The 19,897-nt window shown below is 64.2% G+C and carries 21 protein-coding genes; 16 read left to right on the top strand and 5 right to left on the bottom strand.

Annotated features, from left to right (window positions below; translation table 11 throughout):
- Positions 1 to 10: 10 nt before the first annotated feature.
- Positions 11 to 409 (bottom strand): MAPEG family protein, encoded by a 399-nt coding sequence (locus I6F20_RS06775; protein ID WP_225125529.1) that lies wholly within the window; start codon positions 407 to 409, stop codon positions 11 to 13.
- A 121-nt stretch (positions 410 to 530) separates the two neighbouring features.
- Positions 531 to 2,339, bottom strand: coding sequence for a PHA/PHB synthase family protein (locus tag I6F20_RS06770; protein WP_225125527.1), 1,809 nt, complete (start codon positions 2,337 to 2,339; stop codon positions 531 to 533).
- On the opposite strand from I6F20_RS06770, the gene I6F20_RS06765 reads away from it, so the two are divergent.
- From I6F20_RS06765 to glpX, 5 genes are all read left to right on the top strand, one after another.
- Positions 2,326 to 2,580, top strand: a complete 255-nt coding sequence (locus I6F20_RS06765; RefSeq protein WP_085972048.1) for a hypothetical protein — start codon at positions 2,326 to 2,328, stop codon at positions 2,578 to 2,580. The two genes, I6F20_RS06770 and I6F20_RS06765, sit on opposite strands and share 14 nt — an antisense overlap.
- A 12-nt stretch (positions 2,581 to 2,592) precedes the next feature.
- Entirely contained in the window at positions 2,593 to 2,868 is a 276-nt protein-coding gene (locus tag I6F20_RS06760) for a hypothetical protein (protein ID WP_036022940.1), read from the top strand.
- Positions 2,869 to 3,096: 228 nt separating this feature from the next.
- Positions 3,097 to 4,317 (top strand): LL-diaminopimelate aminotransferase, encoded by a 1,221-nt coding sequence (locus I6F20_RS06755; RefSeq protein ID WP_035999902.1) that lies wholly within the window; start codon positions 3,097 to 3,099, stop codon positions 4,315 to 4,317.
- 28 nt (positions 4,318 to 4,345) lie between these two features.
- Positions 4,346 to 5,662: a homoserine dehydrogenase gene (locus I6F20_RS06750; protein WP_036022941.1), complete on the top strand. Its 1,317-nt coding sequence runs from the start codon at positions 4,346 to 4,348 to the stop codon at positions 5,660 to 5,662.
- 87 nt (positions 5,663 to 5,749) lie between these two features.
- Entirely contained in the window at positions 5,750 to 6,751 is a 1,002-nt protein-coding gene (gene glpX, locus I6F20_RS06745; protein ID WP_036022942.1) for a class II fructose-bisphosphatase, read from the top strand.
- A gap of 64 nt (positions 6,752 to 6,815) precedes the next feature.
- On the opposite strand, the gene I6F20_RS06740 is transcribed toward glpX, so the two are convergent.
- Entirely contained in the window at positions 6,816 to 7,838 is a 1,023-nt protein-coding gene (locus tag I6F20_RS06740) for a hypothetical protein (protein ID WP_225113557.1), read from the bottom strand.
- Positions 7,839 to 8,175: 337 nt separating this feature from the next.
- Between I6F20_RS06740 and I6F20_RS06735 the strand changes: the two genes are divergently transcribed.
- Genes I6F20_RS06735 through I6F20_RS06725 form a run of 3 tightly spaced genes read left to right on the top strand, consistent with a single transcriptional unit; the run spans position 8,176 to position 9,823 of the window.
- Positions 8,176 to 8,904, top strand: a complete 729-nt coding sequence (locus I6F20_RS06735; protein WP_225125525.1) for a haloacid dehalogenase type II — start codon at positions 8,176 to 8,178, stop codon at positions 8,902 to 8,904.
- Positions 8,905 to 9,318: an ASCH domain-containing protein gene (locus I6F20_RS06730; RefSeq protein ID WP_225125523.1), complete on the top strand. Its 414-nt coding sequence runs from the start codon at positions 8,905 to 8,907 to the stop codon at positions 9,316 to 9,318.
- Positions 9,299 to 9,823 carry a DUF4269 domain-containing protein gene (locus I6F20_RS06725; protein ID WP_225125521.1) on the top strand — a complete coding sequence of 175 codons (525 nt, stop codon included), beginning with the start codon at positions 9,299 to 9,301 and terminating at the stop codon, positions 9,821 to 9,823. Before I6F20_RS06730 ends, I6F20_RS06725 begins: the two co-directional genes overlap by 20 nt.
- 62 nt (positions 9,824 to 9,885) lie before the next feature.
- Here I6F20_RS06725 and I6F20_RS06720 read toward each other — a convergent pair whose 3' ends face one another.
- Both I6F20_RS06720 and I6F20_RS06715 read right to left on the bottom strand, forming a co-directional pair.
- Positions 9,886 to 10,857: an MBL fold metallo-hydrolase gene (locus tag I6F20_RS06720; protein ID WP_225125520.1), complete on the bottom strand. Its 972-nt coding sequence runs from the start codon at positions 10,855 to 10,857 to the stop codon at positions 9,886 to 9,888.
- A gap of 218 nt (positions 10,858 to 11,075) precedes the next feature.
- On the bottom strand, positions 11,076 to 11,741 hold the full coding sequence (locus I6F20_RS06715; protein ID WP_036022947.1) for a GntR family transcriptional regulator: 666 nt from the start codon (positions 11,739 to 11,741) through the stop codon (positions 11,076 to 11,078).
- A gap of 117 nt (positions 11,742 to 11,858) precedes the next feature.
- Between I6F20_RS06715 and I6F20_RS06710 the strand changes: the two genes are divergently transcribed.
- The 8 genes from I6F20_RS06710 (at position 11,859) to I6F20_RS06675 (ending at position 19,723) form a co-directional block, all read left to right on the top strand.
- Positions 11,859 to 12,653, top strand: coding sequence for an enoyl-CoA hydratase/isomerase family protein (locus I6F20_RS06710; protein ID WP_225125518.1), 795 nt, complete (start codon positions 11,859 to 11,861; stop codon positions 12,651 to 12,653).
- A gap of 9 nt (positions 12,654 to 12,662) precedes the next feature.
- Positions 12,663 to 13,922 carry a CaiB/BaiF CoA transferase family protein gene (locus I6F20_RS06705; protein WP_074447908.1) on the top strand — a complete coding sequence of 420 codons (1,260 nt, stop codon included), beginning with the start codon at positions 12,663 to 12,665 and terminating at the stop codon, positions 13,920 to 13,922.
- 51 nt (positions 13,923 to 13,973) lie between these two features.
- Complete coding sequence (locus I6F20_RS06700; protein ID WP_225125516.1) at positions 13,974 to 14,966, top strand: tripartite tricarboxylate transporter substrate binding protein; 993 nt, start codon at positions 13,974 to 13,976, stop codon at positions 14,964 to 14,966.
- A gap of 177 nt (positions 14,967 to 15,143) precedes the next feature.
- On the top strand, positions 15,144 to 15,626 hold the full coding sequence (locus I6F20_RS06695) for a tripartite tricarboxylate transporter TctB family protein (RefSeq protein ID WP_225125514.1): 483 nt from the start codon (positions 15,144 to 15,146) through the stop codon (positions 15,624 to 15,626).
- 12 nt (positions 15,627 to 15,638) lie between these two features.
- Positions 15,639 to 17,177, top strand: coding sequence for a tripartite tricarboxylate transporter permease (locus tag I6F20_RS06690; RefSeq protein WP_225125511.1), 1,539 nt, complete (start codon positions 15,639 to 15,641; stop codon positions 17,175 to 17,177).
- Entirely contained in the window at positions 17,174 to 18,178 is a 1,005-nt protein-coding gene (locus I6F20_RS06685; RefSeq protein WP_225125509.1) for a 4-hydroxythreonine-4-phosphate dehydrogenase PdxA, read from the top strand. The genes I6F20_RS06690 and I6F20_RS06685 overlap by 4 nt, the downstream gene beginning before the upstream one ends.
- A gap of 136 nt (positions 18,179 to 18,314) precedes the next feature.
- Positions 18,315 to 18,530, top strand: coding sequence for a hypothetical protein (locus I6F20_RS06680; protein ID WP_074447910.1), 216 nt, complete (start codon positions 18,315 to 18,317; stop codon positions 18,528 to 18,530).
- Positions 18,531 to 18,661: 131 nt separating this feature from the next.
- Positions 18,662 to 19,723, top strand: a complete 1,062-nt coding sequence (locus I6F20_RS06675) for a glycosyltransferase family 4 protein (RefSeq protein WP_225125508.1) — start codon at positions 18,662 to 18,664, stop codon at positions 19,721 to 19,723.
- The last annotated feature ends 174 nt before the right edge of the window (positions 19,724 to 19,897 follow it).

The following is a 19,897-nucleotide window of genomic DNA, read 5'->3' as shown; positions in this document are numbered from 1 at the left end:
GGAAAGTGCTTCAAACCACCCCGAAGATCGCCAGCACCAGCACGGCCTGGGCGAAGAAGCCGACGGTGAAGGCGAGGGTGCGGAACACCGGAATTCCGAGCGCATAGACGATGATGTGCGCGATGCGCGACCAGAAATAGACGGCGCAGGCGAGCACCGTCCATTTCGTGGAATAGTCGATCGCGTTCAGGATCAGCACCAGCGGGGCGAAGATGACGAGGTTCTCGACCGCGTTGTCATGGGCGAACATCAGCCGGTTGGCCCACTCCGCCTGCGGCTTGTCGCCGCGCGAGGGGTTGGCCATGGCGCCGCTCAACCCGCGAACCTGGCAGCGGTTGATGATGTAGGGAACCCACAGAACTCCCGTCAGGATCACCGTCAGTGTCAGCCAGAACAATTCGCGTGTCATAGTGCCGGTCCCTGTGTCGTCGCTGGATTGAGGCTAGAGCATGATCCGGAAAAGTGAGTAGCGGTTTTCCGAAAAGATCATGCTCAAACAATTAGTCTATACGAAAGCGCGCCGCATTCCGCTACGCGCGAACTCTGACATAGCTGCCGGGCGCGTCCTCGATCGGCGGGAATGCGTCGCTGCCGACCGCGCGCGCCGGGACTTCCTCGGGGTCGAGCTCGCCCAGCCACTCCCGCCAGTCCGGCCACCACGAGCCCTTGTGCTCGGTGGCGCCCTTCATCCACTGCGCGACGCTGACGTTCTTGATGTTGTCGTTGGTCCAATACTGGTACTTGTTCGCGGCAGGCGGATTGACCACGCCCGCGATGTGGCCCGAGCCGGACAGCACGTATTTCACGGGGCCGCCGAAGAACTGCGAGCCGTAGAGCACCGATTCTGCGGGCGCGATGTGGTCCTCGCGGGTGGCGAGATTGTAGACCGGCACCTTCACCTTGGAGAGATCGAGCAGGGTGTTGTCGAGCGCCATCGTGCCGGTGGAGAGCCGGTTCTCCAGGTAGCAATTGCGCAGGTAATAGGAATGGTTGGCCTGGGTCATCCGTGTCGCATCGGAGTTCCAGTGCAACAGGTCGAACGCGCTCGGCTGCTGGCCCTTCAGATAGTTGCTGACCACGTAGGACCAGATCAGGTCGTTGGACCGCAGCATGTTGAAGGCCATGGCCATCTTCGAGCCTTCGAGCACGCCGACCGTTTTCATGTCCTGCTCGAGCGCCGCGATCTGCTCCTCGTCGACGAACACGAGCAGATCACCGGCATGAGTGAAGTCGACCTGGGCCGCGAAGAACGTCGCGGACGACACGCGCTGGCGGCGCTTCTCGGCGAGCCAGGCCAGCGTGGTCGCGAGCATCGTGCCGCCGACGCAATAGCCGGCGGTGTGCACCTTCATCTCGCCGGTGATCTTCTCGATCACGTCCATCGCCGTGAGCGGGCCTTCCTTCATGTAGTCTTCCCAGCCCTTGTTGCCGAGCCGCTTGTCGGGATTGACCCATGAGATCACGAAGACGGTGATGCCCTGGTCGACGCACCACTTGATGTAGGATTTCTCCGGCTTCAGATCGAGGATGTAGAACTTGTTGATCCAGGGCGGCACGATCAGGAGCGGGGTGCGCAGCACCTTCTCCGTCGTCGGCGAATACTGGATCAGCTGCATCATCTCGTTCTGGTAGATCACCTTGCCCGGCGTCGTCGCCATGTTGACGCCGACGACGAGATTGTCCGGATTGGACTGGCGGATCTTCAGCATGCCCTTGCCGGCGGCGATGTCCTCGGCCAGCATCTTCAGGCCGCGCGCGAGGTTCTCGCCGCTGGACGCCACCGTCTCGCGCAGCACTTCGGGGTTGGTCAGCACGAAGTTCGACGGCGAGAGCGCGTTGGTGACCTGCTGGACGTAGAACTCGGCCTTGCGGCGCGTGTGCGGATCGAGCCCTTCGGCGTCGCGCACCAGCTCCTGCGCCCATTTGGTCGTGAGCAGATAGAGCTGCATGACGAAGTCGAAGAACTGGTTCGACTTCCATTCCGGATCGGCAAAGCGCTTGTCGCGGGGCGAGGGGGCGATCGCGGGCTCGGCGTCCTGACCGGCCATGCGACGCACCGCCGAGCCCCACAGGTCGAGATAGTCCTTGGCAAGCTTGGTCTGGAGATCGGACGAGCGGGACGTGTCCGACAGCCAATATTCGGCGACCGACGTGAACGTCTTGACGACCTCGGCAAGCTCGGCCGGCGGGCGGTCCTGCACCTCGCCGCTCTCGCGCGGCTTGAGATAGGCGGCGAGCGCCTTGCCGCCGCTCTCCATCGCCCGCGCGACGTTCATCGCAAAGGCTTCGGCGTCGAACTTCGTCTCGGGTTTCGGCGTATCGGTCGTGGCCATACTCATGGGCAGAACAGTAACGATTCATTCCGTATTCGTCACCGCGAAGCTCGCAGGTTTGACGTTAAACGCTCTCGAAGATGTGTTGCACTGCGACAAATCTTCTTGGTTCCGTCACAATCGGGCCGCACGGCTCGGTTTGTTGGGCATCGGCTGTTTTCTTGCTCTAACCATTTTGGGCAGCAATGGTTTGAGCTTGGGCACGGTCTTGGGTAAGCTTGCCCGGGCCGTGCTTTGGGACGAGTAGGGGATTTCCCAAGTGTTGGCGTTATGGGACCTGCAAAAGACGCTGCCGATCTGCGGCGCGGTGCTGATGGCGGCGCTCGCCCTGGGCGGGTGTTCGAGTCAACTCGCGGATCTGGCGCCCGCGGATGCGCCGCCGCGTACCAGGGAGCCCGGGAGCTATCTGCCCGTGCACGATCTGCCCCCGGATCGCGATCAGGCGATCATCCCGCTGGAGCAGCGCGCCAAGATCGAGGCCGAGCTCGCCGCCGCGCGCGATCGCCAGGCCGCTGCCGCCAAGGACGCCAAATAGGCCCGTGGCCGCGAGACTGCCAACGTAATCGCTGGCGCCTCCGCTTTGCCGTGGTAAAAGACCTCGGTTCAGCCTGGAGTCAGGGCGAACGACTTCAATCTTCGTTGCCGACGATTGCTCTAAGTATTTGATTCTGAGTAATTTTCGCGATGGAGCCTGAGTGCTTTCGTGCCGGCCCTCGCGGCCTGTCGATTCTGTCCTGACCGGTTGCCCGGAGCCCAGAGAGCCATGGAAGAATTTTACCGCATTCGCCGCCTTCCGCCTTACGTGTTCGAGCAGGTCAACCGGGCCAAGGCGGCTGCGCGCAATGCCGGCGCCGACATCATCGACCTCGGCATGGGCAATCCGGACCTGCCGGCGCCGGCGCATGTGCTGGACAAGCTGAAGGAGACGCTCGGCAAGCCGCGCACCGACCGCTACTCGGCCTCGCGCGGCATCCCCGGGCTGCGCCGGGCCCAGGCCGCCTATTACGCCCGCCGCTTCGGCGTGAAGCTGAACCCCGACACCCAGGTCGTGGCGACGCTGGGTTCGAAGGAAGGTTTCGCCAATGTGGCGCAGGCGATCACCGCGCCGGGCGACGTCATCCTCTGTCCGAACCCGAGCTACCCGATTCACGCCTTCGGTTTCTTGATGGCGGGCGGCGTCATCCGCTCGGTGCCGTCGGAGCCGACGCCGCAATTCTTCGAGGCGGCGGAGCGGGCGATCGTGCATTCGATCCCCAAGCCGCTCGCGCTCGTCGTCTGCTATCCCTCGAACCCGACCGCCTATGTCGCGAGCCTCGACTTCTACAAGGACCTCGTCGCCTTCGCGAAGAAGCACGAGATCCTGATCCTGTCCGATCTCGCTTATGCCGAGGTCTATTTCGACGAGAGCAACCCGCCGCCCTCGGTGCTGGAGGTGCCGGGCGCGATGGACTGCACCGTCGAGTTCACCTCGATGTCGAAGACCTATTCGATGGCCGGCTGGCGCATGGGCTTTGCAGTCGGCAATGAGCGCGTGATCGCCGCGCTCGCCCGCGTCAAATCCTATCTCGATTACGGCGCGTTCACGCCGGTGCAGGTCGCGGCGACCGCCGCGCTGAACGGCCCCGACGATTGCATCAAGGAGATGCGCGACACCTACCGCAAGCGCCGCGACGCGCTGGTGGAATCGTTCGGCCGGGCTGGGTGGGAAATCCCGGCGCCGGAGGCCTCGATGTTCGCCTGGGTGCCGCTGCCGGAAGCCTTCCGCAGCGTCGGCAGCATGCAGTTCGCGACCCTGTTGGTGGAGAAATCCGGCGTCGCGGTCTCGCCCGGCGTCGGCTTCGGCGAGCATGGTGAAGGATATGTCCGCATCGCCATGGTGGAAAACGAGCAACGGATCAGGCAGGCCGCGCGCGGCGTCCGCCGCTTCCTTGAAAGCGGCATCGAAACGTTGCACAACGTGGTTCCTCTCGCCAATCGGCGGTAATTCTCTTCTGCAGGTTTTCTGAAGTATCATGGTCGCACCGCTGAAAGTGGGCATAGCGGGGCTCGGCACCGTGGGTGCCGAGGTTATCCGTTTGATCGAAACACAGGCGCGCGTGCTCGCAGGGCGCAGCGGCCGGGGCATCCGCGTGGTTGCGGTCACCGCGCGTTCGAAGGCGAAGAAGCGCGGCATCGACCTGCGCGGCTTCGATTGGGCGAAGGACCCGATCGCGCTCGCCACGCATCCGGAGGTCGATTGCTTCGTCGAGCTGATGGGCGGCGCCGGCGATCCCGCGCTGTCGGCGGTGGACGCTGCGCTCGGTGCCGGCAAGTCGGTCGTCACAGCAAACAAGGCGCTGCTCGCCAAGCACGGCCTCAAGCTGGCCAAGGCGGCTGAAAAGCACGGCGGTGCGCTGAATTTCGAGGCAGCGGTCGGCGCCGCGATCCCCGTCATCAAGACGTTGCGCGAAGGGCTTGCCGGAACCGGCGTCAACCGCGTCTACGGCATCCTCAACGGCACCTGCAATTACATCCTGACCCGGATGGAGCAGGAGGGCCTGTCCTTCGCCGAATGCCTCAAGGATGCCCAGCGGCTCGGCTATGCCGAGGCCAATCCGTCCTTCGACGTCGACGGCCACGACACCGCGCAGAAGCTCGCCATTCTCGCCAGCCTCGCTTTCGGCACGAAAGTTGCTCAAAGTGCGGTGTATGTCGAAGGCATCTCCTCCATCGCGCCGGAAGATCTTCGCGCCGCCGACGATCTCGGTTATCGGCTCAAACTGCTCGGTGTTGCCGTTCGCACCGCCAAGGGCATCGAGCAGCGCGTGCATCCGACCATGGTGCCGAAATCCTCCTCGATCGCGCAGGTGATGGGTGTCACCAATGCGGTCACGATCGATGGCGAAGGCATTCCGCCGATCACGCTGGTCGGCCCCGGCGCGGGCGGTGCCGCGACCGCATCCGCCGTCGTCGCCGACATCGCCGACGTCGCGCGCGGCATCCGCGCCAATCCGTTCGGCCGGCCGATCGGGCAGCTGCGCGACACCAAGAAGGCGCCGATGGAGCGCCACGAGGGCGGCTATTACATTCGCCTGCTCGCCCGCGATTTCCCCGGCACTGCGGCCGCGATCGCGACGCGGCTTGCCGAGCAGAAGATTTCGATCGAGTCGATCGTGCAGCGTCATCCCAATGGCGGCGCTGCGCCCACTGACGGCAAGGCTGTCCCGGTGCCCGTCATCCTGATCACCTATGCCACTCACGAGGATGCCGTGCGCCGTGCGCTCGCCGCCGTGCAGAAGGACAAGGTGATCAGCGGACGGCCGCAGGTGATCCGGATCGAGAAGAACTGAGGCGGTCGTTCGTTCGAACGAACACCGGGCGTTGTGAGTTGATGCGGGCGGAGATTTCCGTCCCAAACGTTTCGAAGGAGTAAGCCGATGTCGACCCATATTGAAGTCCCCCCGCACGCCTTGCTCGAGCGCATTCTCACGCTGGAGATCGTGCGGGTGACGGAGCGGGCGGCGGTGTCGTCGGCGCGGTTGCGCGGCCACGGCAACGAGAAGGCGGCCGACCAGGCCGCCGTCGACGCCATGAGGCGCGAGCTCAACAAGCTGCCGATCCAGGGCACCATCGTGATCGGCGAGGGCGAACGCGACGAGGCGCCGATGCTCTATATCGGCGAGCAGGTCGGCCTCAAGGCAGGTCCCGAGGTCGATATCGCGGTCGACCCGCTCGAAGGCACCACGCTGTGCGCCAAGAACATGCCGGGCTCGATCGCCACCATGGCGATGGCTGACGGCGGCACGCTGCTGCACGCCCCCGACGTCTACATGCAGAAGCTCGCGATCGGCCCCGGCTACGACAAGGGCGTCGTCGATCTCGATGCCTCGCCGGCCGACAATGTCCGCCGCCTCGCCAAGGCCAAGGGCGTGAAGCCCGAGGGCATCACCGTTCTCGTGCTCGACCGTCCGCGCCATGCCGACATCATTTCGAGCGTGCGCTCGACCGGTGCGGCCGTACGCCTGATCACCGACGGCGACGTTGCCGGCGTCATCCATTGCGCCGACCCCGACAACACCGGCGTCGACATGTATCTCGGCACCGGCGGTGCACCGGAAGGCGTGCTCGCCGCCGTGGCGCTGCGCTGCATCGGCGGCCAGATGCAGTGCCGCCTCATCCTCGATTCCGAGGAGAAGCGCGAGCGCGCCGCCAAGATGGGCGTCAACGATCCCAAGATGATCTACGGCATCGAGGACATGGCACGCGGCGACTGCCTGTTCGCCGCCACCGGCGTCACCACGGGCTCGCTGCTCTCAGGCGTCAAGTTCCGCAAGGACGGTGTGATCGAGACCGAGACGGTGGTGATGCGCTCCGTCACCGGCACCGTGCGCTACATCAAGGCCGAGCATCGCGAGCTGGCAAAGTTCCATCTGGATTGAGGCCGCGGTCATCCGCGCGCGATTGCTCGGCGCTTTGGTCGCAGACGGATCCGTCGTCTGTCTGCTATGGGCTGCGATGCGGTGCCGGGGCGAACATGTGCAGGTCGCGCAACATCAGAGCCAGCATGACGGCCCCCTGGAGCTGCCCAACCTCATCGGCCCAGGGCTGAAGAATGGACTTCGCGGTCGCCATGTCTCCGCGCGCGAGCGCGCTGCGCGCGTTTATGTCGGCCTCGGCATAGGTGTCAGTTGCAATCATACGGGACAGCGCCTGCGCGAGGCCTTCATCGAAGCTCTCCAGGCGTACTTCGGAGACGTAGTGATCAGGCTTGAGACCGATTTTGTTTCTTGGATGCGCCGGATCGAAATGCCCAACCTTTGCCAGCATGATCAGCAGAGGATGATTTCCGGCGATGGAAGGAGGAATGATCGGATAGGTCCTGATTCTCCCCGATCGATCATCAAGAGATGAGAAGGAGATGACCGGCCCAAGGTTGAAGCGCGACTTGCGATGGAGCACAGCAACGCGATGGTCGATCTCGGAGTCCGGTTTGAACACCTCACCGTTCTTGAAGCTCGCGTCGGGGTCGGCAGCGATGAGAAATGCCGAGAGCTGGGCAACCCGGCCGGTGACGGTGCGTTCGTCAAGCCCGTCCACCTCAAACTCGATCTCTCGTCCAGCGAACGCGGACAATCCGAGCGTATAAGCTCCCAGGGTCTTGCCGGAACGGAAGGGGACGATGTCCATCCACAATCCGAACGGCTGATCTGGATACGCCTCGAACGCGCGGCTTGACTGCTCCAGCCACATCTCGGGGGAACGGCCGATTTTTCCGTCCCAGATGACGGCGACAACATTAGGCAGTGCCGCAACCACGGCACCCACAAAGGCGGTCGTGAGGTACGTATTCTCGGCAAAATCCAGCGCTTTCGTTTCCGTATTGCCTTCGGCAGAGCCCATCGGCGCGACCACGAGGTGCGCACGATGGCGTCGAGCGGCGTGGAAAGCTTCCGGCCACAGCCAGGAAGCCCGCTCCCACAATTGCTGATCGAAAGGTATCGGCGCAGGCATCAGGAGGATCGTCATGAGATGATCTCCTGCGCGGATGAACAGGGGACCGTCAGCACCGTCGCTCGGTGCGAAGGTGCTACGGTTCCAGCGTATGTCGGCATGACGAACGCGTAAGAACTGGATCAAAGCCTCCTCGTCCGGGAGGCGGGCATCCTCGAGCAATATGTATGCGACAGAGACGGTTGTCATGGCCGGTGCGCTTCACCCCGACGAGTTGAGGTAGGCGACCAAACTCGTCCCTCACGTGCTTGATGCGCCGAACTAGCGCTATTGTTGCATGGAACGGATCATGCTTTAAAGCCCTCGATCTCGGCCGGCTAGCCGGGCCAAAACAAAATCAGCGGAGCGAAGCATGACCACACCATCCAATCTCTCCGTCATCAAAGCCCTCGTCTTCGACGTATTCGGCACGGTCGTGGACTGGCGCACCAGCCTGATCACCGACTTCATGTGGTGGGGAAAGCAGCGCGGCATCAGCGCGGATTGGACCGCGCTGGTCGACGGCTGGCGCGGCATGTACATGGCCTCGATGGACGACGTGCGCCAACATCCCGAGCGCGGCTACGTCATGCTCGATGACCTGCACCGCCGCTCGCTGGAGCAGCTGGTCGATCAATTCGCGATCAAGGGCCTCACCGACGCCGATCTCGATTACCTCACCAAAGGCTGGCACCGCCTGCATCCCTGGCCCGACAGCGTCACCGGCTTGACGCGGCTGAAATCAAAGTTCGTGATCTCGCCGCTCTCGAACGGCAACGTCGCGCTGCTCACCAACATGGCGAAGTTCGCCGGCCTGCCGTGGGACCTCATTATGTCGGCCGAGCTGTTCGAGCACTACAAGCCCGATCCGGAAACCTATCTCGGCGCAGCAAAGCTGCTCTGCCTCAAGCCGGAAGAGGTGATGATGGTCGCGGCCCACAATGGCGATCTCGCTGCCGCCCAGAAGAACGGATTGAAGACCGCCTTCGTGGCGCGGCCGACCGAATACGGCCCGCTTCAGAAGGTCGATTTCGAAGCAACCGGCAAGTGGGACATCGTCGCGAAGGATTTTGGCGGCATCGCGGATAGGCTCGGCTGTTAGGTGGGCAAGGGGATTCCCGAGCCGTATCAGCATCTGCGAACCTTCGCGTTCGGCGACAGTCCCGCGCTGGCCGACGAACTAGTCGAGCTCGTCGTCAAGGGCATCAAGACCGCGACGTGCAGCACCGAGGACGAGCCGAACACCTCTACGCCCGGTGAGCGCTGGGTCGTGCTCGACGGGCGAGGAGAGCCGCGCTGCGTCATCGAAACCATCGAGGTGACATACCGGCGCTTCAACGAGGTCGATGCAGCCTTTGCACATGACGAGGGAGAAGGCGACCGGAGCCTGGCTCATTGGCGCCGTGCCCATCAATCCTATTTCGGCAGGCTCGGGCGCTATAGCGACGACATGATGCTGATGTGCGAGCGTTTTCGCCTGGTCGAGGTCTTCGGCGATGCCGAGACCGATCGATAGCTACGAAGCCGCAATCGGCAGTTCGGGATTGCTCGACGAGCTGCGGGAGTTCGATCCACGCGTGGTCGGGACGCTGCCCTTGGGGCTCGCGACGACGACGAGCGACATCGATGTCGTCTGCCATGTTCTCGACGCGGCAGCTTTCGCCGAAGTGGTCTGGCGACGATACCGCTCCTGTGACGGGTTTGCGCTCTACCAATGGTGCTCCCGCCGACGGCCGGTGGTCGCCCGCTTCGAGTGGGACGGCTGGCCGTTCGAGCTATTCGGCGATCCCAGGCCGGTCGATCAGCAGGAAGGCTGGCTGCACTTCGAAATCGAGCGGAGATTGCTCGCGCTCGACGACGGGCGTCTGCGCAAAGCCGTGGCCGACCATAGGGCGCGCGGGATGAAGACCGAGCCCGCGTTTGCCGCCGCGCTCGGCATTGCCGGGGACCCGTATTCCGCATTGCTTGCAGTGGGCCGTGAGAGCGACGCCCAGCTGCGGGCCCGCCTGGAGTGCCTGTAAGGTTCGCCGCGTGGGACCGCACAGATCCGGGCGGCTCGCGCCGCCCGGATCTGAACTGACGGCTACAACGTCATCTGCATCGGTTGCGGATAGTAGCGGAAACCATCTCCGGCTTTGGCGACATGGCCATAGCCTGGCCAGGCGAAGTGATAGGACATCACCGGGATCTTGTTGGCGGCCAGCATCGTCAGCAGCTTGACGCGCGACTCCGCCGCCTGCTTCGGGTCGGAATCGTAGGAGAACTCCATCCGTGGCTTCTCCAGCAGCAGCACCGAATGGTGCGAGAGATCGCCGAGGAAGGCGAACGACTTGCCGGCCGACGTCACCATGAAGATGGTGTGGCCGACGGTGTGGCCGGGGGCCGCGATCGCCTGCACGCCGGGCAGGAATTCCTCTCCATCCTTGAAGAATTTGATCCGATCCCGGACCGGCAGCAGGTTCTTGCGGGCGTGGATGACGAAATCCTTGGCCGCGCTGCCGAGCTTGCCTTCGTCGGTCCAGAAGTCGAAATCGCTCTGGGCAATGTAGACTTGCGCGTTGGGGAACAGCGGCTTGCCGCCGTCGTCGACGATGCCGCCGATATGATCGATATGGGCATGCGAGCATACGACGGCATCGATGTCGCCCGGCTTGATGCCGGCCTCCGTCATGCTCTTCTGCTGCCGTCCGGTGCTGGCGCCAAACATCTTCGATGAGCCCATGCCCGTGTCGAACAGGATGAGCTTGTCACCGGTGTTCACGATCGGAGAGTTCTGTTCGAGCACGACATTGTCCGGCGACAGGAAATTGTCGGTCAGCATCTTCTTGACCTCTTCCTTGGGAACGCCGGTGAAGGTCCCGGAGGGATCGCCGAGCGGAAGCGGTCCGTCGGATACCACGGTCACCTCGGCATCGCCGAGAATGAAGCGGTGCCAGTAGGGCGTCTGGGTGCCGAGCTTGGGCGCCCGCGCCATCGCGCTGCTGCCGAGCATGGCGCTGGCGCTGAGACCGGCCCCGAGTGCGAGTAGGGACCGACGCGAGACATCGAATGTCATTCTTTTCCTCCGCTTTCGTCTTTTGTTTTGCGCAATCGTTGGCGCGGTAAGCGGCCGCCCGATCGGCCACGTGGCCGGAGGGCGGCGGAAAGCATGCTGCGCCGGTTGCGACAAGCTAGCAAGTGGAATTACCCGGTACGGCACGCTGAACGAGAACGATAGCCGGAGCGCGAAAGCGACGTGCAAAGGCAGGCTGCGCCAAGGCGCGGAATTGCGCGTTACGCAATTCTCAACGTGACGTCATTGCCTTCCGTCTCGGCAAAGCCCGCCTGCAGCACTTCCTCGCGCTTGTGACGCAGATGCGCACGCAGGATGTGGGCGAGCCCGACACCGTCGCGGCGCTGAAGCGCGTTCAGGATTGCCTCGTGCTCCTTCACGGCGAGCGCCCAGCGCTGCGCCGTCATCGGCGTGACATAGCGCGCGCGCCGGATGCGCGCGGTCACCGAGGCGTAAAGCCCGGCGAGCACAGGATTTCCCGCTGCGGTCACGATGGCTTCGTGAATCGCACGGTTGCCGCGGTAGTACTGGATCAGGTCGCGCTCGCGATAGTGCTGCACCATGTCCGCGTGCGCGGCGGCGATCGCATCGATCTCCGCGTCGCTGATGCGCTCGCAGGCGAGTTCGCCCGCGAGAGCCTCCAAGCCTTGGCAGACCTCGAACAGGTCGCGCATGTCCTTGTCGGTCAGCTTTGCTGCCCGCGAGCCGCGATGCGGCAGCAGCTGCACGAGCCCTTCCGCCGCCAGCACCTTGAGCGCCTCGCGCAGCGGCGTCCGCGAGATCTCGAGCCGCTCGCACAGCTCGCGCTCGGGAATCCGCGCGCCCGGCGGGATTTCGCCGTCGAGGAGGATGGCGCGGATGCGGTTGACGACCTCGTCGTGAAGCATGGCTCTGAGCTCAGTTTTGAATGCAAAAATGAACTTATACGCCCATATGGCCAAGTTCCAGCTTGAAAATCCAAAGTTTTGCATTCAAAAATGTAAAAAACAGAAAGGTATGAGGAAATGGATCTGCAAGTGGAGGCAGAAGACCTCGTGTTCGAGCGCGACGGCGGCATCGGGCGGATCACCTTCAACCGCCCGCAGGCCCGCAACGCCTTCACCTTCGCCATGTACGAGCGGCTCGCCGCGATCTGCGAGGAGGCCAACCGCGACCATGACATCAAGGTGCTGGTGCTGCGCGGGGCCGGCGACAAGGCCTTCGCCTCGGGCACCGACATCAATCAGTTTCGCGAATTCAGGACGCCGCAGGACGCCATCGACTACGAGAACCGTATCGACCGCGTTCTGACCACACTCGAGCAATGCCGGGTCCCCACGATCGCGGCGATCAACGGGTTCTGTACCGGCGGCGGGGCGGGCATTGCCGCGGCCTGCGACCTCCGCATCGGCACAAAAGCTGCGAAGATCGGATTCCCCATCGCCAGGACGCTCGGCAATTGCCTGTCGATGTCCAATGTCAGCCGTCTCACCGCGCTGATCGGCGCTGCGCGCGTCAAGGATCTCATCTTCACTGCGCGCCTCGTCGACGCCGCGGAAGCCGCAAGTGTCGGGCTGCTCGGTGAGGTCGTCGACGATCTTGCCGCCCTTGAACGACGCGCCGACGAGGTGGCCCGGCTCGTCGCGAGCCATGCGCCGCTGACGCTGAACGCGACCAAGCAGGCTGTCAGCCGTCTGCAGCGCCGGCTGACGCAGGACGAGGGCGAAGACCTCATCCTGATGTGCTACACGAGCCAGGATTTTCGCGAAGGGCTCGATGCTTTCCTCAACAAGCGCGCGCCGCAATGGCGCGGCCAATAGGACGAGCCGATGCAAAGCGATCCATCGCAATCCACCTCCCGCCGTTCGGGACCGCTGGCCGGCCTCAAGGTCATTGATCTCACTCACGTCATGGCGGGACCGACCTGCACCTTGATGCTCGCCGACATGGGCGCCGACGTGATCAAGATCGAGAAATGGCCGAACGGCGACGACACCCGTCATTCGGTGCCGCCGAAGATCGGGGACGAGGCGGCCTCCTTCCTGATGATGAACCGCAACAAGCGCGGCATCGTGCTGGACCTGAAGACCGACGGCGGCAAAGAGGTGCTGCGCCGGCTGATCGCCGATGCCGACGTGCTGGTCGAGAACTTTGCGCCGGGCGCGATGGAGCGCCTCGGCTTCGGCTATGAGGCGCTGCACGCGGAATTCCCGGCGCTGATCTATTGCTCGCTGTCGGGCTTCGGCCGCACCGGCCCCTACAAGCATCGCAGGGGGTTCGATCTCGTCGCGCAAGCCATGAGCGGCATCATGAGTTTTACCGGCGAGCGGCCCGACGGTCCGCCCGTCAAGTGCGGCCCGCCGCTGTCGGACATCACCGCCGGCCTGCTCGCGAGCATGGGCATCCTGGCCGCCTACACCCATCGCCTCAAGACCGGTGAAGGCCAATGGGTCGAGACCTCGCTTTATGAAGCCGCCTTGGTGCAGACCTATTGGCAGTCGACCATCGCGCTCGCCGCGGGCACCGCGCCGCGCGCGATGGGCTCGGCGCATCCGCTCAACGCGCCGTACCAGGCGTTTGAAGCCTCGGACGGCTGGCTCGTGGTCGGCGGCGCCAACAAGAAGCATTGGCTGTTGATGCTGGAAGCGCTCGGCGCGAGCGAGCTCGCCGACGATCCGCGCTTCGTCACCGGTGCCGATCGCATGGCCAACCTGAAGGAGCTCGAAGCCGTCCTCAGCGAACGCTTCCGCAAGCAATCGCGGGCGCATTGGCTCGCGGCGCTGGACGAGAAGGGCGTGCCGTGCGGCCCCGTGCACGACATGCTGGAGGCGCTGAGCGATCCGCAGACGCTGGCGCGCGAGATGGTCGTCGAGGTCGAGCACTCCACGCTCGGGTCCGTCAAGACGATCGGGCTTCCCATCAAGTTTTCGGAGACCCCGGGCAAAGTGCGATCAGGCGCACCGGTCTATGGAGAGCACACGAAAGAGGTTCTGGCCGAGCATGGGTTCGACCAGTCACGAATCGAAGCGCTCGAAAAAGAAGGCGCAATCGTCTCGGCCCGGGAACGACGCGAGGAACACGTCGCCTGACCGGACGTCGATACGACAACAACAAAAGATAAAGATCAGCTGGAGGAAATCATGGGTCGGACGCCAACATTTCTGCTCTCCGCAGCCGCAGCCGTGCTCGCCGGCACCATGCCGGCGCTCAGCGCCTGGCAACCGCAAAAGCCGATCGAGTTCGTGGCCACCGCCGGCCCCGGCGGCGGCACCGACAATCTCGCGCGCGCGGTGCAGAACATCATCACCAAGCACAAGCTGATCGAGCAGCCGATCGTCGTCGTCAACAAGGGGGGCGGCAGTGGCGCTGAAGGCTATGTCTACGGCAAGGCCTCCGCCGGTGATCCCTACAAGGTGATCTTCGGCACCTCGAATGCCTGGCAGCAGCCGCTCGTCTCCAAGGTCGCCTTCAACTACACCGATCTCACGCCGATCGCGGCGATGGCGCAGGACGAGTTCCTGCTCTGGGTCAAGCAGGACGCGCCGTACAAGACTGCGAGCGATTATCTGAAGGCGGCCGCATCGGGCGAATTCAAGATGGGCGGCGCGCAGTCCAAGGACACCGACGAGGTGCTGACGCGCATGATCGAGAAGGCCGGCAAGGTCAAGCTGACCTATATCCCGTTCAAGAGCGGCGCCGAGACCGCCGTGCAGCTCGCCGGCGGACACCTCGATTCCCACGTCAACAACCCCAGCGAAAGCCTCGGGCAATGGCGCGGCAGCACGCAGCGCCCGCTCTGCGTGTTCAGCCCGAAGCGGCTGCCCCAGGGGCCGAAGGTCACCGCGACGGAAGGCTGGGGCGACGTTCCAACCTGCGTCGAGCAGGGCCTCGACATCAACCAATATGAGCAGCCGCGTACCGTGTGGCTGCCCGGCAAGGTCACGCCGGAGCAGGCCGCGTTCTATGTCGACCTCATGAAGAAGGTGCAGGCGACGCCGGAGTGGAAGGACTACATCGAGAAGACCTCCCAGGTCGACACGTTCCTCACCGGTGCCGAGCTCGAAAAATTCATCAAGGAGGACCTCGAGCGCATCAAGCAGGTCGCGGGCGAGCAGGGCTGGCTGGTCAAGTGAGGCCGAGGATGGGCTTCGATCGCGCCGCCAACTGTAGCCCTGGTCCTCATCCTGAGGGCCCGCCGGAGGCGGGCGTCTCGAAGGATGGCCGCGGATGCGATGTCGCCTGGAGCCGTCCTTCGACACGCGCGAAAAAGCGCGCTCCTCAGGACGAGGACTGTTTCGCCGGAGCTGCCCATGATCTCCCGTCGCGCGCTTGAACTTGCGACCGCCGTGCTCACCGGCAGCTTCGGCGTAGCCGTCGTCGTCTCCAGCCTCGACAACGGCATCGGCTGGTCGAGCGCAGGCGTGGACGCCGGCACATTCCCGTTCCTGACCGGGATCATCGTCGTGCTCGGCAGCCTCTACAATCTGGTGCGAGGCGTGGTGCCGGCCGCGACGCTCGCAAACGTTCCCATCGCGATCACGTCGATCGAGCTGCGCCGGCTCGTCGGCCTGTTCGTGCCGGCTGCCATCTTCGTCGCTGCGATCCCGCTCGCCGGGATGTATGTCGCCTCCGCTCTCTATGTCTTCGCGGTGCTGGCGATTCCCCGACACCAATCCGTGCCGCGCGCGCTGGCTATGGCAGGAGCTACGGCGCTCGCGCTCTACCTCGTGTTCGAGCGCATGTTCCAGGTCAGTCTGCCGCGCGGCGCACTGGCTTCCGCGCTCGGGTTCTGAGGGAGCAGCGGGATGGACAATCTCCAGGAGCTCCTGCACGGCTTCACCATCGCGGTCACGGTGCCGCATCTGGTCCTGATGGTGGTCGGCGTGCTGCTCGGCATTCTCGTCGGCGTGCTGCCGGGGCTGGGCGCGCCGAACGGCGTGTCGCTGCTCCTGCCGCTCACCTTCGGCATGCAGCCGGTCTCGGCCATCATCCTGCTCTCCAGCATGTATTGGGGCGCGCTATTCGGGGGATCGGTGACCTCCATCCTGTTCAATATCCCGGGGGAGCCGTCGTCGGTGGCGACCACCTTCGACGGCTATCCGATGGCGCGCGACGGCAGGCCGACCACCGCGCTCGCGACCGCCTTCGGTTCGGCGGCGTTCGGCGCGCTGGTCGGCGTCATCCTGATCACCTTCCTCGCCTCCTGGGTGGCGCAGGCTGCGCTCGCGTTCGGGCCGGCCGAGTATTTTGCCGTCTATTTTCTCGCCTTTGCCAGCTTCGTCGGCATGGGCGGTGCGGCGCCGATCAAGACCGTCGTGGCGCTGGCGCTCGGCTTCGCCATCGCCGCCATCGGCATCGACACGGTCTCCGGCAGCGTACGCCTCACCATGGGCGTGGATGAGCTGGTCAAGGGCGTCAGCTTCGTCGTCGCGGTGATGGGCCTGTTCGGCATCGGCGAGCTGCTGGTGGCCGTCGAGGAGGAATTTCACGCCCGCGCCGTCTCATCCAAAATCGATTGGCGCGAGGTGTTTCGCGCCGTCGGCCGCCTGCCGCGGCACGGCATCGCCCTGCTGCGCAGCGCCGCGATCGGCTGCTGGATGGGCATCACGCCGGGCGGCCCGACCGCGGCCTCCTTCATGAGCTACGGCATCGCGCGCCGCTTTTCACGGCGCGGCCGACATTTCGGCACGGGCGAGGTCGAAGGCATCGTCTCGCCGGAGACGGCCGATCATGCCGCCGGGACCAGCGCGCTGCTGCCGATGCTTTCGCTCGGCATTCCGGGCTCGGCGACCGCGGCCGTGATGATGGGCGGGCTGATGATCTGGGGCCTCAATCCCGGGCCTATGCTGTTCGTGGATCAAAAGGATTTTGTCTGGGGCCTGATCGCCTCGATGTATGTCGGCAACATCGTCGCCGTGGCCCTAGTGCTGCTGACGGTCCCGGTGTTCGCCGCCCTGATGCGGATTCCCTTCGTGGTGATCGCGCCGCTGATCGTGATCATCTGCGTCGTCGGCGCCTATTCGGTGTCGAACTCCTATCTCGACGTCGTCATGATGCTCGGCTTCGGGGTCGTCGGCTATCTCTTCAAGAAGCTGTTCTATCCGCTGGCGCCGCTCGTGCTCGCGATCGTCATCGGCGACAAGGCCGAGGACGCCTTCCGGCAGTCGATGCTGATCTCCAAGGGATCTCTCGGCATTTTCTTTGCGAACAAGCTGGTGACGTGCCTGATCGTGGGCGGCATCGCGCTGCTGCTGCTTCCGCTTCTGTTGCAGCTGCCGCGGCTCTGGCGCAAACCTGCGTCGCCCGCGACCGATGCGCCAGTCCAGGAAAGGGCGATCATATGACCGCAAAGCCGCTGATTGCGCTGGCCATGGGAGATCCAGCCGGCATCAGCCCGGAGCTGACGGCCAAGCTCGTGGCGCAGGACGACATCCGCGCGCGCTGCCGGCTCGTCGTCATCGGCGACCGCCGCATTTTCGACGAGGGCGCGCGCATTGCCGGCGTCAAGCCGGAGCTGAAGATGCTAGAGCAGGGCGCCGATCTTCGCGCAGCGCAGGAAGATGCGCTGTTCGTCGATCTCCGCCACCTCGACCCCAGAGAGGTCGAGCCGAAGAAAGCGACCCTTGCCGGCGGAAAATTTGCGCTGGCCAATTACAGGCATGCGCTCGAGCTCGGCCGCGACGGCCATGTCGACGCGGTCTGCTTCACCCCCTTTAACAAGCAGGCGATGCGCCTTGCCCGTGCCGAGTACGACGACGAGATCGCGTTCTCCGCCGAGGTCGTCGGTCTCAAGACGCCGGCAAGCGAATTCAACGTGCTGGACCGGCTCTGGAACGCACGGGTCACCTCGCACATCCCGCTCAGGGACGTCGCTGCGAAGCTATCCGGCGAACGCATCCATCGCGCGCTCAGACTAACCGATTCCTGCATGCGCAACGCCGGCTTTGCGCGGCCACGCATCGCGGTCGCAGGCCTCAACCCCCATGCCGGCGACGGCGGCAATTTCGGCCGCGAGGAGATCGACGTGATTGCGCCGGTGGTCGCAGCAAGCCAGAGCGAGGGCATTGCCGCGGAGGGACCGTTTCCGGCCGACACCGTGTTCCTGCGCGCCAAGGCCGGCGCCTTCGATGCCGTGCTGACGATGTATCACGACCAGGGCCAGATCGCGATGAAGCTGATGGATTTCGATCGCGGCGTGACCTTGCTCGGCGGCTTCCCGTTCCCGATCTGCACGCCCGCGCACGGCACCGCCTACGACATCGCGGGTCAAGGTATCGCATCGATTGGCGCCAGCCGCGCGGCGTTGCTGCTCGCCGCGGAGATGGCGGCGCGTCGTCTCGGCTGAACTTGCACGCGCGAAGGGAGCGACCGCTGATTGCGCTCGCCTTGCGCGCAGACTTAGACTTTAGGGAAAAACTGGAAACTTCCGCCGTCGCGAGGAGTTGGCGCCCCATGAACATCTTCCACGTCGGAGCTGGAACATGGTCGACGACAGCCCGCTACGAACAGCGGTGGACACCGCTTGGTGCGTGTACCTTGCCCGGCATCGCAGCGTCGATGCAGCGGATGGCCGTCGTTGCCTGCTCGAGCGTCATCTGCAAGGGAGGCGGGAAGCGCGCGAGAGTAACGGTGATGCCCAGGAACTCGCAGCATTCGGGCTTGCCTATCTCGAGCGGCTTTCCGATGACGAATGTTGAGGCTCATCGAGGGCGGTATCTGTCGGCTGGCTAGCGCGAGCGCAAGGCCGGATTGGACCTTGCTCGCGATTTCGAACCTTCTATCTGCGGCCATCGTGCTGATCGTGCGTTCAGCGATATAGCGAGCTCCAATGCGTATCGCCCAGCTGGCTCCGCTTGCCGAAAGCGTCCCTCCGAAGCTCTACGGCGGCACCGAGCGGGTGGTAGCCTGGCTTGTGGATGAGCTTGTCGAGCTCGGTCACGACGTCACGCTGTTTGCCACCGGTGACTCCCGAACGAGAGGCAAACTCCACCCGGTATGGCCACGCGCGCTGCGTCTCGGCTGGAAGGGCGCCGATCCGAACGCAGCCTGCGCGATGCTGCTGGAAGCGATCGCGAGACGAGCCAACGACTTCGACGTGATCCACGCCCATATCGACTGGCTTCCGCTGCCGTTGCTCAGTCGCCTTGGCGTACCGTTCCTGACGACCATGCACGGCCGCCTTGACTTGCCTGGCTTGCCTGACGTGGTTCGGCAGTTCCCAGAAGCAAGCTTCGTGTCGATCTCGGATCACCAGCGCCTGCCGCTTCCGGATGCGAAATGGATTGGAACGATCCAGCACGGGCTGTCGTCGGAGCTGTTGGATCCATCCTATGAGGAGGGATCCTATCTGGCGTTTCTTGGCCGTCTAACGGAGGACAAGGGTCCGGAGGACGCCATCCGCATCGCGCACGCAGCCCGAATGCCTCTTCGCATCGCCGCGAAGATTCCACGCGCCGAGACTGCCTACTTCAGGAAACACCTTGCGCCCCGGATCGACGGCGAGATGATCCAGCTTATCGGCGAAGTCGACGACGTGAAGAAGCAATCATTCCTTGGCGGAGCAGCCGCTCTGCTATTTCCGATCGCTTGGCCGGAGCCTTTCGGGCTGGTCATGATCGAGGCGATGGCGTGCGGAACGCCCGTGATCGCCTATCGCTCCGGCTCTGTCCCTGAGGTCATCGAGCACGGCCTAACCGGTTTCATCGTCGAGAACGAGGAGCAGGCGGTCAAGGCGGTCGGCGAATTGGGCAAGCTGGATCGAAGGAGAGTGCGCGCCCGCTTCGAGGAACGCTTCACCGCATACCGAATGGCGCGCCAGTACGAAGATCAGTACCGCAAGCTGGCTGCCGCGGCAGCTCGGAAGGTCAACACGCAAATGTCGGAAAGGTGAAGGGAGGCGGCGATGTCGCTGTGCTAGATCGCCGCGCCCAATGAGGTGTCGCCGAGCCGGATTCCTTCTGTTTTGCCCGACGTGTCAAAGAATCTTCGCGCGTGCAAAAACAGCGAGGTAAGACAACCCCTTGGCTACTGTGCATGGGGTTGTTTTCGCGAGTTTTGATCGAGG

Source organism: Bradyrhizobium sp. IC3123, assembly GCF_020193625.1.
Classification (GTDB): domain Bacteria; phylum Pseudomonadota; class Alphaproteobacteria; order Rhizobiales; family Xanthobacteraceae; genus Bradyrhizobium; species Bradyrhizobium yuanmingense.
Note: the sequence above shows the minus strand (reverse complement) of the source record. Positions and strands in the feature narration are given on the sequence as shown.

What these genes read in the sequence shown, in the direction of transcription:
- I6F20_RS06750 (WP_036022941.1), top strand. Translation starts at nt 4,346, where the DNA reads ATGGTCGCACCGCTGAAAGTGGGCATAGCGGGGCTCGGCACCGTGGGT.
- I6F20_RS06685 (WP_225125509.1), top strand. Translation starts at nt 17,174, where the DNA reads ATGACCGCAAAGCCGCTGATTGCGCTGGCCATGGGAGATCCAGCCGGC.
- I6F20_RS06740 (WP_225113557.1), bottom strand. Translation starts at nt 7,838, where the DNA reads ATGACGATCCTCCTGATGCCTGCGCCGATACCTTTCGATCAGCAATTG.
- I6F20_RS06720 (WP_225125520.1), bottom strand. Translation starts at nt 10,857, where the DNA reads ATGACATTCGATGTCTCGCGTCGGTCCCTACTCGCACTCGGGGCCGGT.
- I6F20_RS06680 (WP_074447910.1), top strand. Translation starts at nt 18,315, where the DNA reads ATGGTCGACGACAGCCCGCTACGAACAGCGGTGGACACCGCTTGGTGC.
- I6F20_RS06770 (WP_225125527.1), bottom strand. Translation starts at nt 2,339, where the DNA reads ATGAGTATGGCCACGACCGATACGCCGAAACCCGAGACGAAGTTCGAC.
- I6F20_RS06725 (WP_225125521.1), top strand. Translation starts at nt 9,299, where the DNA reads ATGCCGAGACCGATCGATAGCTACGAAGCCGCAATCGGCAGTTCGGGA.
- I6F20_RS06695 (WP_225125514.1), top strand. Translation starts at nt 15,144, where the DNA reads ATGATCTCCCGTCGCGCGCTTGAACTTGCGACCGCCGTGCTCACCGGC.
- I6F20_RS06715 (WP_036022947.1), bottom strand. Translation starts at nt 11,741, where the DNA reads ATGCTTCACGACGAGGTCGTCAACCGCATCCGCGCCATCCTCCTCGAC.
- I6F20_RS06690 (WP_225125511.1), top strand. Translation starts at nt 15,639, where the DNA reads ATGGACAATCTCCAGGAGCTCCTGCACGGCTTCACCATCGCGGTCACG.
- glpX (WP_036022942.1), top strand. Translation starts at nt 5,750, where the DNA reads ATGTCGACCCATATTGAAGTCCCCCCGCACGCCTTGCTCGAGCGCATT.
- I6F20_RS06705 (WP_074447908.1), top strand. Translation starts at nt 12,663, where the DNA reads ATGCAAAGCGATCCATCGCAATCCACCTCCCGCCGTTCGGGACCGCTG.
- I6F20_RS06675 (WP_225125508.1), top strand. Translation starts at nt 18,662, where the DNA reads ATGCGTATCGCCCAGCTGGCTCCGCTTGCCGAAAGCGTCCCTCCGAAG.
- I6F20_RS06710 (WP_225125518.1), top strand. Translation starts at nt 11,859, where the DNA reads ATGGATCTGCAAGTGGAGGCAGAAGACCTCGTGTTCGAGCGCGACGGC.
- I6F20_RS06700 (WP_225125516.1), top strand. Translation starts at nt 13,974, where the DNA reads ATGGGTCGGACGCCAACATTTCTGCTCTCCGCAGCCGCAGCCGTGCTC.
- I6F20_RS06735 (WP_225125525.1), top strand. Translation starts at nt 8,176, where the DNA reads ATGACCACACCATCCAATCTCTCCGTCATCAAAGCCCTCGTCTTCGAC.
- I6F20_RS06775 (WP_225125529.1), bottom strand. Translation starts at nt 409, where the DNA reads ATGACACGCGAATTGTTCTGGCTGACACTGACGGTGATCCTGACGGGA.
- I6F20_RS06755 (WP_035999902.1), top strand. Translation starts at nt 3,097, where the DNA reads ATGGAAGAATTTTACCGCATTCGCCGCCTTCCGCCTTACGTGTTCGAG.